The following is a 17,817-nucleotide window of genomic DNA, read 5'->3' as shown; positions in this document are numbered from 1 at the left end:
GGGGATTATAGATTTGATAAAGCTACCAGAAGAATTTTTAGGAGATATTAAAGAAATACTACAAGATGAATATGATGACTTTATAAAAAGCTATGAGGACAATAAGACCACTGGGCTTAGAATAAATACTCTAAAAATTAATAAGAAAAAACTATTTGATTTGGATTTATTTGATTTGAAGCAAATACCATGGGCAGAAGAGGGTTTTTATTATGATGATAAAATTGATAGACCTGGTAGAAATCCACTGCATGAGGCTGGAGCATACTATTTGCAAGAGCCTTCTGCCATGAGTGTAATACCAAAGGCAGATATTAAAGAGGGTGAAAAAGTTCTCGATATGTGTGCTGCTCCTGGTGGAAAATCTACATATATACTGTCTAAACTGAACAATACAGGTCTGTTGGTTTCTAATGAAATTAATACTAGTAGAATTAAGGCTCTAGGGGAAAATTTAGAGAGATTTGGAGCTAGAAATTGTATTATAACAAATACTGATTCTAATAGCTTAAGAAAGACATTTAATGGGTATTTTGATAAGGTAATTATAGATGCACCTTGTTCTGGGCAAGGTATGTTTAGGAAGGATGATGTTGCTATATCAGATTGGAGCTATGCAAAGGTATTAGAATGTCAGTCGATTCAAAAAGAAATTATAAGAGATGGATATAAAATGTTGAAGAAGGATGGTATTTTAATTTACTCAACCTGTACCTTCTCAAGAGAAGAAAATGAGCATGTTATAAATGAGTTTATCGGTGAATATCCATATGCAGAACTTATTGAAATGGAAAGACTATGGCCTCATAAAATAAAGGGAGAAGGTCATTTTGTTGCCAAAATAAAAAAACTAGAAGAAGAAGAGTGTAATGTCAAAGAATTAAAAATAAAAAATTTAGATAAAGAAATAAAGGATTATAGGGAGTTTGAAAAGAAATTTTTAAAGGTTGATTTTTATAGTAATAAAAAAAATAAATTTTATTTAAGAGGAGAAAATTTGTACCTACTTCCTGAAATATATCCAGATACGAAAAAACTAAAAGTATTGAGATACGGTTTGCATTTAGGGTTTTTAAAGAAGAATAGATTTGAACCTTCTCATGCACTATCTCATTACTTAAAAGTTGAAGATGTAAAAAATGTTGAAAACTTCAGTGTACAGAGTGAATCAATTCTTAAATACTTAAAAGGGGATGTTATAAATTCTAGTGAGAGTAGAGGATGGGTTTTGGTCTCGGTTGAAGGCATACCTTTAGGTTGGGGAAAAGAATCTGCTGGTGTAATTAAGAATCATTATCCTAAAGGTCTTAGAAAAGTATTTTAAACTAGTAGAAAAAAGAAGTATAATATTTATATTGTAAGTTTATAGTAGATTATTTTGCTGTAGATTGACTTAATATTTAATACAGAGGAGACGATTTTAGTGGGTGAAGCAGTTAAAAAAGAAGTTGTAGAATGGATAAAAGTGATTGTCATAGCTCTTGTTTTGGCATTTGCAATAACTCGTTTTATAGTGCCAACAATAGTCAAAGGAGAATCAATGTATCCTACACTAGTTGAACGTGACTATCTAATAGTTAATAGAATTGCGTACAAAGTGGGAGAGCCAAAATACAAAGATATAATAGTATTCAAAACCGACTTAACAGAGGAAAATGGAAAGAAAAAAGATTTAGTAAAAAGAGTTATAGGTGTTCCTGGTGACCATGTAAAAATACAAGACTCCAAGGTATATGTAAATGATAAGTTGTTAGATGAGACTTCCTATATACATGATAATCGTACTGATGGAGATATTGATATTGTAGTTCCAGAAGGAAAATTATTTGCAATGGGAGATAATAGAGAAAAAAGTTTAGATAGTAGATACGATGAGGTTGGATTGGTCGACGAGCATGCCGTTTTAGGAAAGGTTTTAGTCAGATTGTATCCATTTTCGAATATAGGGACTATTGACTAAACATATAAAATTTGGAGCAATCGCTGATTAACTGAAATCACCAGACCATGCACAATAGTTGTCTATATAAAAAAGACAATACCTTATTTAGTAGACTTATCTAAAAGATAATGTTTAAGAGGCATTATCAATAAAGATAATATAACTATAAAGGAGAATTTGTGAATGAATGAAACTATTAAAGAAGAGATTGTAGAGTGGATAAAAATAATTATTACTGCACTTTTTTTTGCATTTATTATAACCCGTTTTATAAAACCAACACTAGTAAATGGAGAATCAATGTACCCGACGCTTAAGTCACATGACTATTTGGTAGCAAACAGGATGACATATAAATTATCAGAACCAAAATGTGGAGATATAATGATATTTAAGACTGACTTATTACAAGAGAATGGAAGAAAAAAAGAGCTTGTAAAAAGGGTTATAGGTGTACCTGGTGACCATCTAAAGATTAAGGATTCTAAGGTTTATATAAATGGCAAGTTATTAAATGAAGTTTCATATATACATGATAATTATACTGAAGGCGATATAGATATGGTGATTCCTAAGGGAAAAGTATTTGCGATGGGAGACAATAGAGAAGTTAGTTTAGACAGTAGATATAAAGAAGTGGGATTAGTAGATGAAGAAAATATTAAAGGAAAAGTTATTTTAAGGGTATTTCCTTTTACAGATATAGGTATTTTTGAGTAGGTGATTTGTATGGCAGTTGGTATAGCATCCTTATTGTTTAATCTTGAGGAGGCTTTAAACATTTGTGAAAACATAAAGCAAATAACTCATTTGGAGATTGGAATTGACAATATATCTGAATGTGGAGATTTATGTAAATATAAAGAGAGAATTTCTAAGCTAGAATTATCTGTAGGGATACATTTGCCTATGGAGTTAAATACTTGCGAAAACATAGAGTATATACGAAATTCCTGGATAAATTTTATTGAGAAGATAGAATTTGAACTAAAAGGGTTTGATATAAGGTATTTTAACCTTCATTTGGGATATGTTATGACAAATAGAGTTAAAAAGAATAGGGACAAATATTTAGGAATTAGTGTGGATTTTTTAGAGAAATTAAATACAAATTCGTATGTATGTATAGAGAATACTTATTCAAAAGGTGGGGATTTTTCAAATATTGGAAATATATCCTATGATTTTGAATATATATTTAAGAGGATTAAAAATTCTAAGATTTGTTTTTGTTACGATACTGGACATTGTTTAATTGATGAGGATGATTATGTAAAGAACTTAAAGGATAAAATAAGACTGATACATTTAAGTGATAATGATGGTATCAATGATACACATGATGGTATAGGAAAAGGAATTTTATCTGAAGAGGGGATTAAAGAGGTTTTAAAATTAGATGCAGAATATTTAGTATTAGAAATAAATTACGAAGACATTGAAGATACTATAAGTAAATTGAATAATATTATAGGAGAGGGTTAGATACCTCTCTTTAACTTGTTGATATACCTCGTTAATTAAAATTTATATTCATCAAAAGGAAGGAGATGTTGAAGTGAAAAAAATAAATTTGAAAATAGACGGAAAAGATAAGGAATATTCATTACAAGAAAATTCTTTAGGAATTAGACTAGGGGATATAGCAAAAGAATTTTGTGATGAACATAAGGGTTATATAACACTTGCAGTTGTAGATAATAAATTAAAAGAGCTAAATTGCAGAGTGAAGAATGATTGTGAGATAAATTTTTTAGATACTACTAATGAAGATGGGGAGAGAGTTTACTTTAGAGTTATATCATTTGTATTTGTGATGGCTTGTAGAGAAATATTTTGGGATAGTAGAGTTACAATAGAACATTCGCTATCTGATGGGCTATATTGTGAAGTTCATATAGATAGAAAGCTTAAAGAAGTGGATGTTGAAAATATAAGAAACAAGATGAAAGAGATAGTGAACAACGATTATATTATAGAAAAAATTGAGGTTACGAGAGATGAAGCTATTTCTATATTTGAAAACAATGAAATGTATGAAAAGGCAGAACTTTTAAAATACAAAGAGTATGATAGTGCTAAAGTATATAAGTGTAAGAACTATATAGACCATTTTTATGGGTATATGTTACCGTCAACTGGCTATATAAAATCATTTGATATTAAACTTTACAATGGAGGCGTTATAATTCTAGGTCATAGTGAAGAAGATAAGACTAAACCTATGAAATTTGTACCTCAACCTAAGTTATCAAGTGTATATTATGAAGCAGAAGAATGGTCAAGACTTATGGGAATTGACAAGGTAGTATCTCTCAACAAGATAATAGAAAATAATGAATATGGAGACATAATAAGAACATTTGAAGCATTACATGAAAAGAAATTATCTCAAATAGCAGATATGATAAAAGATAATAATAAGAGAGTAATTTTAATAGCAGCTCCATCTTCATCTGGAAAAACGAGTTTTGCTCACAGATTATCAATACATCTTAGAGTGAATAATTTAAATCCTATTTCGATTTCGTTAGATAACTATTTTATAGACAGAAAGCATACCCCTTTAGATGAATATGGAAATTATGATTTTGAATCAATTTATGCTATAGATTTAGAGAGATTTAACTTGGACTTAAAGGAACTTTTGGCTGGTGAAGAAATTGACGATATAAGATTCAATTTCAAAGAAGGTATGAGAGAATATACTGGTAAAAAAATAAAGATAGACTCAAATCAACCAATTATATTAGAAGGTATACATGGGCTAAATCCTATTTTAACATCATCTATACCAGATGAAGATAAATTTAAGATATACATAAGTGCCCTTACTCAAATAAATTTAGATGACCATAATAGAATTCCTACTGCTGATTTGAGAATGATAAGGAGAATTGTTAGAGATTATAATTTTAGAGGATATAGTGCTGATAATACTATCTTACAATGGGCATCAGTTAGAAGAGGAGAAAAGAAGAATATATTCCCGTATCAAGAAGAGGCAGATGCTATCTTTAATTCTGCTTGTGTGTATGAGCTAGCAGTTTTAAAACGATTTGCGAAGCCTCTATTGGAAGAGATAAAAGAGGATAATCCTGCTCACATTGAAGCGACTAGATTACTAAAGTTTTTACAGTATTTTGTTGAACTAGATGATACTTCTGATATACCAGGTATTTCAATTCTTAGAGAATTTATTGGAGGAAGTAAAATAGTTGATTAATATATGTGTTATAGATTATTTTACGAAGATTAAATATATAGCAAGTAGTGTGATTAGCAAATATTAAGTATTAAGTGGAGAATTAAATCAATACAAATTTTAAGGTTTGAGTTGATATATAAAAAGGCTTGTTTTATACTTTTGTATGAAGCAGGCTTTTTATTTTAAATTTTACTTTTATATTTAATATTTTTGTTAACTTATGTGATAATTTTTTAAAAGAGTAAAAGAGTAAAAGAGTAAAAGAGTAAAAGAGTAAAAGAGTAAAAGAGTAAAAGAGTAAAAGAGTAAAAGAGTAAAAGAGTAAAATATATTAAGTTAGTAAGTTTTGAAGTTATAAAAATTTAAGTTAATAAATCACTAAATTACTAAATCACTAGATTATTTAGGTTACTAGATTATTAAATTACTATACTACTATACTACTAAATTATTAAACTATTAAACTATTTAAACTATTTAAAAAATGAATCAATTATTGTAGAAAATAGTTTTAAAGTATAATTTTTTTTAACACTGTTTTATTATAGTATAAATCTGTGCTAAAATAGAATATATAACATAATATAAGAGGTGCATATGAATACGTTAGATGAGACACTATTAAAAGAAATTATAAGTTCTAATAAGAAGTATACTAATTATGGACAAGTCGCTAGTTACATACCAGAATTAAAAAACGCTAGAAGAAATGATTTAGGAATTTGTATCATAGATAGCGAAAATAATCTTTATAGTGCTGGAAACTGTAGCACAAAGTTTACTATACAAAGTATTTCAAAACCAATTGTTCTTGCTATGGCACTTATGGACAATGATTGGGAAGACGTTTTTTCAAATGTTGGAATGGAGCCAAGTGGAGACCCATTTAATTCGATAATGAAACTTGAAATTAATGACACAAAAAAACCCTGTAATCCAATGATAAATGCAGGGGCTATAGTAACTACTTCTCTTATAAATGGTAGTTGTTTGGAAGAAAAAGAAGAAAGAATGCTTAGTTTCTTTAGGAAGTTAGCAAAAAATGATAATATAGGAATAAACTATGATGTCTATAAGTCTGAAAAAATGACTGGAGATAGAAACAGGGCTATGGCTTACTTATTGAAAAGTGATGGATTTATTAGAGGGAATGTAGAAGATGTTCTAGACCTTTATTTTAAACAATGCTCGATTGAGATAGATTCTATTGATTTAGCGAGAATTGGAATAAATCTTGCAAATTATGGAGTAGATATAGAAAATGGTGAGCATTTAATGAGTGAAATGGTTTCTAGGATTGTCAAGACATTTATGATGACTTGTGGAATGTATGATGCTTCTGGGGAATTTGCTATTAAAGTTGGCATTCCTGCAAAATCTGGAGTTGGGGGTGGTATAATGGCTTCTGTGCCGGGACGCATGGGTATTGGTGTTTATGGACCTGCGCTTGACAAAAAAGGTAACAGCGTCGCAGGAGTTAAAGTTTTAGAGGAGTTGTCAAATAAAATTAAATTAAATATTTTTTAAAACATTAAGAAAGGATTTTTTTGACAACAACATATAATTTAATATATAATTAAATTGTAAAGAAATATGAATTAAATAAATTTTTTAGGAGGGGTCAATGAAAGAGGTATTGGTATTACGAGATTTGGAGTGCATAAAGGCTATTGCGCATCCACGTAGAATAGATATTCTAAAAGCATTTGACAAATCGCCATTGTCAGCAAAACAATTATCTCAATTATTGGAAGAACCTCATGCAAAAATAAACTACCATATAAAAATGTTATACAAAGTTGGTATTTTAGAATTAGTTGAGGAAAAAATAAAGTCGGGGATTGTGGAAAAATACTATTATCCAAGTGCAAAAAATGTGGTTATAGGGAATAGGATACTTAATTTTTCTTTAGACAATGGGGAAGAAAAAGAAGAATTGTACATATCAAAATTTGAAAATATGAGTGAAGTTTTTTATAAGGCAGCAGAAGAAGATGTTTTAGAAAATGAAAATATAGTTGATTATCATGATATTTCTCTTACTCATGATGAATTAGTTGAACTTAGTGATACTATGAAGTCAAAGATAGATGAAATTTTAAATAAAAGACAACACAATGGTGAAGGTTCTAAGTATGATATAGCTATGGTTGTAGTTCCTACACTTGAGGAAGAATGTCCTAGTTAGAGCATTAATTATGGATTAATTATGGATTAATTAAAAATATAAGATTAGAGATTGAACATCAAAATTTACTTAATAATCAAAAAATAGTTTTTGGTATGAGTAAAATAATGATTTTTGGTCTCTATTTTTTTGCCTCCTTATACCTGTTGTATTTGTAAGAGAGATATAATATATAAGATGTATACACTATCTAAAAAGTTCTTAGATAATGTATACAAAGTATGTAAGGTTATAATATTTGAAATATATTAAAATGGGTATAATTAAATCGTAAACATTAAAATTAAAAATTAATATAAATTAAATTAATTGTAGAAGTATATTAAAAAAAGATTAAGATTAGTGGGTATGAAACAGCCCTTAGAGCCTATGAACGCTTAGTGCAAAATCACTATCAAATAGGAATTTCCATCTTAAAATGTTTACTTAAGGTATTTAAGGTGGAGTAGTTCAAAATTAAAATTGAGTACAAGTTTGAGTACAAATAAAAGGAGATTAATATGATTAAATTAGGAACACATCTTTCAATAGCAAAAGGATTTGCTAATGCAGCTGAGACAGCTGTATATATTGGTGCAAATACATTTCAATTTTTTAGTAGAAATCCAAGAGGAGGAAATGCTAAAGAGTTTGCTGAAAAAGATATAGCTAAATTTCAAGAGATTAGAAAAGCAAATAATTTTGCACCACTGCTTGCACATGCTCCATATACTATGAATTTGGGTGGTACAAAGGATGATGTATACGAATTTGCAACAAGAGTGATAGATGAGGATATAAGAAGGATGGACTCATTAGGAATTGAATACATGTGCTTTCATCCAGGCAGTCATGTAGGTGGTGGAGTAGATTTTGGTATAGATAGGATAGTAAAAGGATTGAACAATGCTATTAAGGGAGATGAAAATATAACTATACTTCTTGAAACTATGTCAGGAAAAGGAACTGAAATAGGTTTTAAGTTTGAGCAATTGAAAAGTATAATAGATAAAATTGAACACAAAGAAAAAATAGGTGTGTGTCTTGATACATGTCATATTTTTTCAGCCGGTTATGATATAGTGAATGATTTGGATGGGGTCTTAGAAGAATTTGATGAGGTCATAGGTATAGACAGATTGAAAACTATTCATCTAAATGATAGTATGATGCCATTTGGAGATAAAAAAGACAGACATGCTCCTATAGGAGAAGGAAAGATTGGGTTAAAAGCATTAATTGATTTTATGGAACATCCTAGTCTAAAACACTTACCATTTTTCTTAGAAACTCCTTTTGATGATGAAGGTCATAAGAGGGAGCTTAAGATGATAAAAGAAATACTATCTAGTAAATAAAATTTTATCAAAAATAGGTGAAATACTCCACCTTAAATGTAATTAGGATGGAGGTGCAATAATGAAATAAGCTGATTTAAATTGAAAAGATAGAAAAGATATAAATTGTATACAAATGAACTGGGTATAAAGTATGATTATATTATGACAGACTGATATAAAATATAATTATATTATGAATATATGTAAATATATTGCAAAGATTCTCATAACTTGTTGTATAATTAAAAGTGACATATTTATATTATATAAAAAAATTAATTAAAAGTTAGGTGGGGAAAGATATGAGAAATTTGGGCAATACTAATATGAAAATAAAGAGAGTTGGTTTTGGGGGAATTCCAATACAAAGAATTACTCAAGAGGATACTAACTTAGTTATAAATGAGTTAGAAAAACAAGGAATAAACTTTATTGACAGTGCAAGAGGATATACGATAAGTGAGGAAGCAATTGGAATTGCCATTGAAGGAAAAAGAGATAAATTTTTCTTAGCTACTAAAAGTATGTCTAGAGATTATGATTCAATGAAGAGAGATGTTGAGATAAGTCTAAATAATTTTAAAACTAATTTTATAGATTTATATCAATTTCATAATGTTAAAGAAGAGGAATATGATAATCTTTTTAAAGATAAAATGGCTTATAGTGCCCTTTTAGAGGCAAAAGAACAAGGTAAGATAAAACATATTGGTATAACTAGTCATAATTTAAATACTATAGAAAAAGCTATAGAAGATGGAAAATTTGATACTATACAATTTCCTTACAATATAGTTGAAGGGCAAGCAGATGAAGTGTTTAAAAAAGCCCATGAAAAAGGTATTGGAATAATAGTAATGAAACCTCTGGCTGGAGGAGCTTTAGATAATGCTCCATTGGCTATTAAGTATATATTATCTAAAGATTATATAGATGTAGTTATACCAGGTATGGATAGTGTTGAACAGATTAGACAAAATGTCGCTGTACTTGAAAATCTTGTACTAGATGAAAAAGATAATAAGGAAATTGAAGAAATAAGAAATTCTTTAGGTAAAAAATTCTGTAGAAGATGTGAATATTGTATGCCTTGTGCTGTAGGAATAAATATACCATTGAGTTTTTTATGTGAAGGTTATTATACTAGATATGGATTAGAAGAGTGGGCTAAAGAAAAATATGAGGTTATGGATGTTAAACCTACTGAGTGTATTGACTGTGGGCTTTGTGAGAGTAGGTGTCCATATGAACTTCCTATAAGAGAAATGCTGAAGACTGTTGTCGAAAAGCTAGGATAGATTTTATTTATTGAAATCGGTGTAGTAAATTTACTCCGATTTCTTTTTATATGAACGTGGTTTTATATACAAATATTAAATTTATATTAATGCAGCTATTATATAAGTGTTAAATTTACATAGCTACAAGTATCATATAAATTTAAAATTTGTGTAAGTATAGTTCATAATTATTATTGTATTAGTGTAGTTTCAAGTACTATAATATTAGCAGAGTATCAAATGGTACATAAAATCTTTATTTTTCAAAAATATTATAGGATATATTGTATTTAGATACTGGATAAAGCTCAATTTCAACCCTAGGGTTATACTTATCTATAAAATCAAATAAAAGTACTGGTTTAAGTTGTTTATCATTTTTTATTATTCCACTTTTTTCAATACCATCACAAATACTCTTTGGATAATTATGTAAATCCCCCATTCTCTTATTTGGGAAGAATAATTTTAAGACTGTTATTAGATTTTCTTCGACAGTTTCTCCTTGATACTGTTGGTTTATAAAACCTGCAATCATGTTTTCGTATGCAAGATACTTAGAATATTTTCCCTTTGAAGGCATCCATGCTTGACCATTTATGTTATGAAGCTTAAAATTAGATTTACTAATAGGTCTACCTGGAATTGTTATTTTAATCAAATTGTTCACCATCCTTATACAGTATTTATTATAATCTGTATATGATTTAAAATCAAATTCTTATTTAAAGTGTTTTTACAAAGTTTATTTGTAAAATCTTTCCCTTTAGGTGTGGTGATATAAGAGGAGTGTTTTATTTACAAATTTCAAAATCTTCTATGTGCTGGATATGTGAATGTAAATTTAGTGGAGAGAATAAAAATAGGTCAAGTAAACGCTTAATAATAAACAGTGATGTAATATGGAATATTAAATAAAATAAAAAAATGAATATTCTTGATTTAGATATAAAGAGAATGTGAAAATATAATTAATAATATTTGAAGTTTTAGAACTTAGATTAGATAGAGTAAAAAGCTTATATAGATTAAAAAGGTTAGATGGATTAAAAAAGGTTAAGTAGAGTAAAAAGCTTAGATAAATTAAAAAAGGTTAAATAGAGTAAAAAGCTTATATAGATTAAAAAGGTTAGATAGAGTAAAAAGCTTAGATAAATTAAAGAAGGTTAAATAGAGTAAAAAGCTTATATAGATTAATAAAGGTTAAATAGAGTAAAAAAGCTTATATAGATTAATAAAGGTTAAATAGAGTAAAAAAGCTTATATAGATTAACAAAGGTTAAATAGAGTAAAAAGCTTAGATAAATTAAAGAAGGTTAAATAGAGTAAAAAGCTTATATAGATTAACAAAGGTTAAATAGAGTAAAAAGCTAAATAGATTAAAAAAGATTAAATAGACTAAAAAGGAATAATTTTATGAATAATAAGGAATTAAAAGAATTTTGTAATCTAATAGGATTAAAATGTGTAGGAATAGCTGGTGTAGATAGGTATGATAATCTAGAAAAGATACTTGAGGACAGACAGCAAAAAGATTATTTAACTGGTATGGAAGAGCCAATAATTGAGAACAGAGTTAACCCAAGAAATATAATGGAAGATGCTAATTCTATAATAGTGTGTGCATTTCCATATCATATAAATAGACAAGAAAAGAATGAAAATTTAAATTTATCAAAATATTGTCGTGGGAAAGATTATCATATTGTAGTAAAAGACTTTTTACAACAAATTTGTGATTATATTTCTAAAACAGTAACAGATTTTAAATACAAGATATTTGCTGATAATGGACCATTAGTTGACAGGTATTTAGCTTATTTATCAGGAATAGGATATTTTGGAATAAATAATAATATCATAACTGATGAATATGGTTCTTACGTATTTATAGGGTATATAGTAAATAATTATAAGTTTGAAGAAGATAAACCACTAGAAAAAAGTTGTTTTAAATGTGGTAAGTGTGTAAAATATTGTCCGGGAAATGCTATATTAGGAAATTATGATATGAATCCCAAGAAATGTTTATCATATATAACTCAAAAAAAAGGAGATTTGTCAGAGGAAGAAAAAGCTGTTTTAAAGAATGGCAAAAAGGTATTTGGATGCGATATTTGTCAAGAAGTATGTCCACATAACGTTGAAATACCAACAACTCATATTTTGGAATTTAAAGAAAATATAATAGATTATTTGGATTATGATGAGGTACAAAATATTTCAAATAAAGAATTTAAAAGGAGATATGGAGATAGAGCTTTTAGTTGGAGAGGGAAAAATATAATAAAGAGAAATATGGAAATAATTTTAGATAAGTATAATGACTAATAATAAGAGTCTGTTTCATATACTTTAATGTGTATTTACTTTAACACTTGTCGTGTAAAAGTCATATTATATCATTAAAGTTAAATATGGGGAGGTGGGGGAATATTGAAATATAATAATACATCTGAAATAAATCCACTAGATTGTATATTGGGTCAAGAAAGAGCTGTAGAAGCTATGGAATTAGGTTTGAAAATAAATAATCCAGCATATAACATATATATAGCTGGTGAATCTGGAACTGGTAAAAGTACTTATGCATTAAAGGTTTTAAATGAATATGCGTCCAAAAAAAATACACATAAAGACTGGTGCTATATATATAATTTTGAAAACCCTAGAGAACCTATTATAGTTGAGCTAGAAAAAGGATTTGGAAGAGAACTTAAGAAAGATATGGAGAAATTAATTGAAAGTCTTTTAGAAGATTTTAAAAATGCGTTTGAAAGTGAAAGTTTTGAAATAGAAAAAAATAAACTTTTGGACGAATATGAAATAGAAAAAGATATGCTTTTGAAGCAAATAAAGAAGTATGGAGAAGAAAAAGGATTTAAATTAAAACAAAGTAAAATGGGAATAGTTTTTATCCCTTTGAAAGAAGAGGAAGATGAAAGTGATGAATCTGATGAAGAGTTTTACAAAGCTAAAAGAGAACTGGAAAATATGGCGATACAGGTCGTATATAAAATTAGAAATTTAGAAGAAATAGCTGAAAAAGCGGTGTTAGAGCTTGAAGAAGAGATAGCTAAGCTTGTAGTAGAACCTCATATTAAGAAATTGTGCGAAAAATATGAAAATTATGGCAAAGTTCAAGCTTATTTGGAAAATATAAAGAAAGATATAATAGAATATATGTATTTGTTCTATTTAGATGAAGATGAGTTAAAAGATAAGTATGATAAAGAGCATTTTATTAAATATAAAATTAACCTATTTGTAGACAATGGAAGTTCAAAAAATAAAGAATCAGCACCTGTCGTAGTAGAGATAAATCCAAGCCCAGCAAATCTATTTGGAAAAGCAGAATATGATTATGCAAATGGAAATATAAAGACTGATTTCACAAAATTATTATCAGGAGCATTTCATAGGGCTAATGGTGGTTATTTAGTGATTTACGCAGACCAACTGTTAAAATATACAATGTCTTGGGAAATTCTTAAAAAGACCTTGCAGACAAAAAAAGTAATACTAGAGACACAGACAGCAATTAAACCAGAAAATATGCCATTAGATGTTAAGTTAGTATTGATTGGAAGCCACTATATATATGATATTTTATATAGATATGATGAAGATTTTGAAAAATATTTTAAAGTATTTGTAGATTTTGATAGCGAAATGGATAAGAATGAAAATAATGAAGAGGGAATAGCCAGATTTATAGCATCCCAATGTGATAAGAATAATTTAAGACATTTCACTAAATCAGCAGTTGAAGAGGTTGTTAAATTTAGCACTAGATTATCTGGTGATTTAGAAAAACTATCAACTAAGTTTAATAAAATAATGGAAGTTGTAATAGAAGGAAGTGCTTATGCAGAGTTTAGAAATTCAGAGTATACAGAGCAGTGTGATGTCAAAAAAGCAATAATTGAAAAGAGAAAAAGAATTAATAGAGTGGAAACACATATGGATGAATCAATTGAAAACGGATTTACTCTAATAGAAACAGAGGGAAAAAAGGTTGGAGTAATAAATGGTCTGTCAGTCTTAAGTACAGGAGAATACTCTTTTGGTAGGGCTTCGAGGATTACAGCAACCACTAGCCCAGGAAGTAAAGGGATAGTGAATATAGAAAGAGAAGTGAATATGAGTGGCTCTATACATAACAAAGGAGTGCTTATATTAGGTGGCTATCTTTCTGAGAACTTTGCACAGGATTTATTATTGTCGCTAAATGCATATGTTTGTTTTGAACAAAATTATGGTGGAATAGATGGAGATAGTGCATCTTCGGCAGAGTTGTATGTGTTATTATCGTCTCTTAGTGGAGTACCAATTAAACAAAATATTGCTGTTACAGGTTCTATAAATCAAAAGGGTGACATACAAGTGGTCGGTGGAATAAGTGAAAAGATAGAAGGATTTTATTCTATATGTAAAATTAAAGGGTTAAATGGTGAGCAAGGTGTCATAATTCCTAAGAAAAATCAAAGAAATCTCGTTTTATCAGATGAAGTTAATGATGCGGTGCGAGATGGAAAATTTAAGATATATACAGTTGAAAGAGTAGAAGAGGCTATAGAAATATTGACAGACGTTAAATTTGAAGAGATAAAGAAATTGGTAAAAGAAAAATTAATATCTTTCAGCAAGATACAAACTATGTCAAAAGAATAAGTTTATTATAGAATTTAATGGGTATTTATGTATAATAAAAAGCAAGGACTTTAATAGGTTTTTGCTTTTTTTGTGAAATATACGTAAATTTAATTTTTATTTTGTATGTTTTATATATTGTGTATGTTTTATATATTGATGTTTATTTTTTGTTGATATGACTAAACTATGTATAAATAGAGTTTTATAAATTGGTATTTTAAAGGGGGATAATTATGAAAAATGTAAATCTAAAAGAGATAAATGAAAAAGATGTAACTGTGGAAGAAGAAATAAATAAAAAAGTTATAGATAAGAAAGATGTAACTGTGGAAGAAGAAATAAATAAAAAAGGTATAGATAAGAAAGATATAATTGAGAAAGAAGAGATAGACAAAAAAGATGTAGAGAAGGTTGAAGTTCAAAAAGGAATAGATAAAATGGTTGGCAAAAAAGATGAAACAATTGACGAGAAAGATATAGAGAATTTTATAGATATTGAAGAAGATATAAAAAGTAGAAATATTGAAGAAGATATAAAAATTACAAAAATAAGTAAAAAAAATACTAAAAAAGGTGAAAAGGAGAAAAAAACAAAGAATAGTAGTCCTAGTAAGGCTATACAAAAACCAAGTAAAGAAACTAAAAGTAAGTCTAAAATTAAGAATGATTCAGCAAATGAAAAAGATGTAAATAAGATTTTAGACGAATTAGAAAAATTGTACCCAGATGCAAAATGTGAGTTAAATTATGGGACAGCCTTTGAACTTTTAATAGCAACTATTTTATCAGCACAATGTACTGATGTAAGGGTAAATAAAGTTACCTCAGAGTTGTTTAAAAAGTACAATACAGCTAGAGAATTTGCTGATTTGAGTATTGAGGAAATTAGTAAGGAGATAAAGAGTTGTGGTCTTTACAAAAGTAAATCTCAAAAAATAAAGGATACATCTGAACAGCTATGTGAATTGTATAATGGTGAGGTGCCTGATAGCTTAGAAAAGCTTATAAAGCTACCAGGTGTTGGAAGAAAAACGGCAGGAGTTGTACTTAGTAATGCTTTTAATCATCCAGCAATAGCAGTAGATACTCATGTATTTAGAGTTAGCAATAGAATTGGAATAGTAGATGAGCCAAATCCTCAAAAAACAGAGTTTGCACTTATGGAAGCCATACCAAAAGAGAGATGGTCACACTCACATCATGTATTAATTTTTCATGGAAGAAGAATGTGTAAAGCTAGAAATCCAGAATGTAAAAATTGCCCAATAAAAGAAGATTGTAATTATTATAAAGAACTTGATGAAATGAAATAACTTTTACAAAGTAAGTTGTACAAGAGGGATTTTCTGATATAATAATACTTATGAAAATGTTAGATAGAAAACTATTATATATAATGAAATAAAAATTATTATTAACATTATCATGTATAATAGTATAATATTATTGTTATTCTGTTTATAAAATTTAATAAATAATAGCGATACTTAGGGAGGATAAAAATGTCATTAAATATAGTATTAGTAGAACCGGAAATACCTCAAAATACAGGAAATATAATAAGAACCTGTGCAGCAACAGGTTCAACTTTACATTTGGTAAAGCCACTAGGTTTTTCTTTGGATGATAAACATCTAAAAAGATGTGGGCTTGACTATTGGGATATAGCTGATATACAATATTACGATAGCTTTGAAGAATTACAAGAAAAGTATCCAAATAGTAAATACTTTTTTTCTACAACAAAGGCTAAACAATCACATTCAGATGTGAAATATGAAGAAAATTGTTTTATAGTATTTGGTAAAGAAACAAAGGGATTACCAGAACCTTTGTTGAAAGCAAATATGGATACTTGTATTAGAGTACCTATGTTGGATGTTGAAAAAGCTAGGTCATTAAATTTATCAAATTCAGTTGCTATTGTAGTGTACGAGGCTTTAAGACAAATAGGATACCCTAATATGAGGTAGTTTAACAAGCCTAAATGAGAAAGGAGCATACTTAATGAAGAATCTAAAGATAATCTGTGACAGTTTATCGGACGTGCCAAAAGATTTGTTAGATAAATATGATATAGATATTATTTCATTAACAGTTATATTGGAGGAAAAAGAATACAAGGATAGAATTGATATATCTGGAGATGAATTTTATAAAAGGCTTAGAGAAGAAAATGTATATCCTAAAACTTCTCAAGCGACTTATGCCCAATTTAAGGAAGTTTTTGAAAAGTATACTAATGAAGGTAGAGAAATACTTTATATAGCAGGTTCTGCCACAGCTACAGGGACGTATCAAAGTGCTGTAATGGCAAAAAATGATGTAGAAGGTAAAATATATACATACGATTCTAACCTGCTTTGTATGGGAACTGGTTTTCTTGTAATAAAAGCAGGAGAACTTGCAAGTGAAGGAAAGTCTATTGATGAAATATTACCTGTTTTAGATGAATTGAAAGAGAAAGCTTTTGTTATATTTTCAGTGGATACACTAGAATATTTACAAAAGGGAGGAAGAATATCATCTACTAAGGCAGCAATAGGAAGTATATTAAATATAAAGCCTATTCTTGAAATAAAAGATGGACTAGTTTCGCAAATATCTCAAGTAAGAGGAAAGAAGAATGTAATTTCTAAGATGATGGAATTGATAAAGTCAAATTGTGGGGATGATTTATCAGACCAAATTGTGTATATAGGATATAGTGATGATTTTAAGGAAAAAGAACAATTATCTAAGGTTATGGAGGATGAATTTAAACCTAAGGAAATTAGATTCTTCCAAATTGGTGTGTGTATAGGTGCACATGCTGGTCCTGGTGTTACTGGCATCATATGTTTAAAAAATAAATAATATATTTTTGGAGAATAATTATTTATTTTTTTATTAAATTAGGATAAAATATTAAATATTGATGTGTTAAATTGGATTTATGTTGGATAAAATTAAGTGTTGATATATTAATTTAGTTTTTAGGGAAGTGTGTAAATAGATAAGAATCTATTGCACACTTTTTTATGGTAAGATTTATTAAAAAAATTTCAAAATATGCTTGCAAATTGTATATAAAAAATTTATAAATAGGATGTAAAAGTAAATAGGATGTAAAAGTAAATAGGATGTAAAAGTAAATAGGATGTAAAAGTAAATAGGATGTAAAAGTAAATAGGATGTAAAAGTAAATAGGATGTAAAAGTAAATAGGATGTAAAAGTAAATAGG

General features: G+C 28.2%; 15 protein-coding genes. 14 read left to right on the top strand and 1 reads right to left on the bottom strand.

All coding sequences use genetic code 11. The annotated features are described in order from the left end of the window. Positions 1 to 13 precede the first annotated feature (13 nt). The 9 genes from IR152_RS12725 (at position 14) to IR152_RS12685 (ending at position 9,955) form a co-directional block, all read left to right on the top strand. Complete coding sequence (locus IR152_RS12725) at positions 14 to 1,324, top strand: RsmF rRNA methyltransferase first C-terminal domain-containing protein (protein ID WP_227452329.1); 1,311 nt, start codon at positions 14 to 16, stop codon at positions 1,322 to 1,324. A gap of 99 nt (positions 1,325 to 1,423) precedes the next feature. Next, entirely contained in the window at positions 1,424 to 1,960 is a 537-nt protein-coding gene (lepB, locus tag IR152_RS12720; protein WP_227452328.1) for a signal peptidase I, read from the top strand. Positions 1,961 to 2,125: 165 nt separating this feature from the next. Then, positions 2,126 to 2,662, top strand: coding sequence for a signal peptidase I (lepB, locus tag IR152_RS12715; protein ID WP_003425129.1), 537 nt, complete (start codon positions 2,126 to 2,128; stop codon positions 2,660 to 2,662). 9 nt (positions 2,663 to 2,671) lie between these two features. Beyond that, positions 2,672 to 3,427 carry a sugar phosphate isomerase/epimerase family protein gene (locus IR152_RS12710; RefSeq protein ID WP_227452327.1) on the top strand — a complete coding sequence of 252 codons (756 nt, stop codon included), beginning with the start codon at positions 2,672 to 2,674 and terminating at the stop codon, positions 3,425 to 3,427. Between the two features lie 73 nt (positions 3,428 to 3,500). Beyond that, positions 3,501 to 5,168, top strand: coding sequence for a nucleoside kinase (locus IR152_RS12705; protein ID WP_227452326.1), 1,668 nt, complete (start codon positions 3,501 to 3,503; stop codon positions 5,166 to 5,168). 579 nt (positions 5,169 to 5,747) lie between these two features. Continuing rightward, positions 5,748 to 6,677, top strand: a complete 930-nt coding sequence (gene glsA / locus IR152_RS12700; RefSeq protein WP_227452325.1) for a glutaminase A — start codon at positions 5,748 to 5,750, stop codon at positions 6,675 to 6,677. A gap of 97 nt (positions 6,678 to 6,774) precedes the next feature. After that, positions 6,775 to 7,338, top strand: a complete 564-nt coding sequence (locus IR152_RS12695; RefSeq protein ID WP_227452324.1) for an ArsR/SmtB family transcription factor — start codon at positions 6,775 to 6,777, stop codon at positions 7,336 to 7,338. A gap of 500 nt (positions 7,339 to 7,838) precedes the next feature. Next, a complete protein-coding gene (locus tag IR152_RS12690; protein ID WP_227452323.1) occupies positions 7,839 to 8,675 on the top strand; it encodes a deoxyribonuclease IV in 837 nt (278 codons plus the stop codon). 284 nt (positions 8,676 to 8,959) lie between these two features. Then, positions 8,960 to 9,955: an aldo/keto reductase gene (locus IR152_RS12685; RefSeq protein WP_227452322.1), complete on the top strand. Its 996-nt coding sequence runs from the start codon at positions 8,960 to 8,962 to the stop codon at positions 9,953 to 9,955. A 238-nt stretch (positions 9,956 to 10,193) separates the two neighbouring features. Here IR152_RS12685 and IR152_RS12680 read toward each other — a convergent pair whose 3' ends face one another. Continuing rightward, positions 10,194 to 10,598, bottom strand: coding sequence for a RusA family crossover junction endodeoxyribonuclease (locus tag IR152_RS12680; RefSeq protein WP_227452321.1), 405 nt, complete (start codon positions 10,596 to 10,598; stop codon positions 10,194 to 10,196). Between the two features lie 755 nt (positions 10,599 to 11,353). On the opposite strand from IR152_RS12680, the gene queG reads away from it, so the two are divergent. The 5 genes from queG (at position 11,354) to IR152_RS12655 (ending at position 17,449) form a co-directional block, all read left to right on the top strand. Further along, complete coding sequence (gene queG, locus IR152_RS12675; protein WP_227452320.1) at positions 11,354 to 12,268, top strand: tRNA epoxyqueuosine(34) reductase QueG; 915 nt, start codon at positions 11,354 to 11,356, stop codon at positions 12,266 to 12,268. 105 nt (positions 12,269 to 12,373) lie between these two features. Further along, positions 12,374 to 14,611 (top strand): ATP-binding protein, encoded by a 2,238-nt coding sequence (locus IR152_RS12670; protein ID WP_227452319.1) that lies wholly within the window; start codon positions 12,374 to 12,376, stop codon positions 14,609 to 14,611. 215 nt (positions 14,612 to 14,826) lie between these two features. After that, the gene (gene nth / locus IR152_RS12665; protein WP_227452318.1) at positions 14,827 to 15,906 is read left to right on the top strand and encodes an endonuclease III; all 1,080 of its coding nucleotides are present in this window, start codon (positions 14,827 to 14,829) and stop codon (positions 15,904 to 15,906) included. A gap of 189 nt (positions 15,907 to 16,095) precedes the next feature. Beyond that, positions 16,096 to 16,566 (top strand): tRNA (uridine(34)/cytosine(34)/5-carboxymethylaminomethyluridine(34)-2'-O)-methyltransferase TrmL, encoded by a 471-nt coding sequence (gene trmL / locus IR152_RS12660; protein WP_003429657.1) that lies wholly within the window; start codon positions 16,096 to 16,098, stop codon positions 16,564 to 16,566. A gap of 34 nt (positions 16,567 to 16,600) precedes the next feature. Beyond that, entirely contained in the window at positions 16,601 to 17,449 is an 849-nt protein-coding gene (locus IR152_RS12655; RefSeq protein ID WP_227452317.1) for a DegV family protein, read from the top strand. Positions 17,450 to 17,817: the final 368 nt, after the last annotated feature.

Source organism: Clostridioides sp. ES-S-0108-01 (genome assembly GCF_020662285.1).
Taxonomy (GTDB): Bacteria; Bacillota; Clostridia; order Peptostreptococcales; family Peptostreptococcaceae; genus Clostridioides.
This window is presented reverse-complemented; position numbering and strand designations above follow the sequence as displayed.

What these genes read in the sequence shown, in the direction of transcription:
- IR152_RS12690 (WP_227452323.1), top strand. Translation starts at nt 7,839, where the DNA reads ATGATTAAATTAGGAACACATCTTTCAATAGCAAAAGGATTTGCTAAT.
- IR152_RS12710 (WP_227452327.1), top strand. Translation starts at nt 2,672, where the DNA reads ATGGCAGTTGGTATAGCATCCTTATTGTTTAATCTTGAGGAGGCTTTA.
- queG (WP_227452320.1), top strand. Translation starts at nt 11,354, where the DNA reads ATGAATAATAAGGAATTAAAAGAATTTTGTAATCTAATAGGATTAAAA.
- nth (WP_227452318.1), top strand. Translation starts at nt 14,827, where the DNA reads ATGAAAAATGTAAATCTAAAAGAGATAAATGAAAAAGATGTAACTGTG.
- glsA (WP_227452325.1), top strand. Translation starts at nt 5,748, where the DNA reads ATGAATACGTTAGATGAGACACTATTAAAAGAAATTATAAGTTCTAAT.
- lepB (WP_003425129.1), top strand. Translation starts at nt 2,126, where the DNA reads ATGAATGAAACTATTAAAGAAGAGATTGTAGAGTGGATAAAAATAATT.
- IR152_RS12655 (WP_227452317.1), top strand. Translation starts at nt 16,601, where the DNA reads ATGAAGAATCTAAAGATAATCTGTGACAGTTTATCGGACGTGCCAAAA.
- trmL (WP_003429657.1), top strand. Translation starts at nt 16,096, where the DNA reads ATGTCATTAAATATAGTATTAGTAGAACCGGAAATACCTCAAAATACA.
- IR152_RS12685 (WP_227452322.1), top strand. Translation starts at nt 8,960, where the DNA reads ATGAGAAATTTGGGCAATACTAATATGAAAATAAAGAGAGTTGGTTTT.
- IR152_RS12695 (WP_227452324.1), top strand. Translation starts at nt 6,775, where the DNA reads ATGAAAGAGGTATTGGTATTACGAGATTTGGAGTGCATAAAGGCTATT.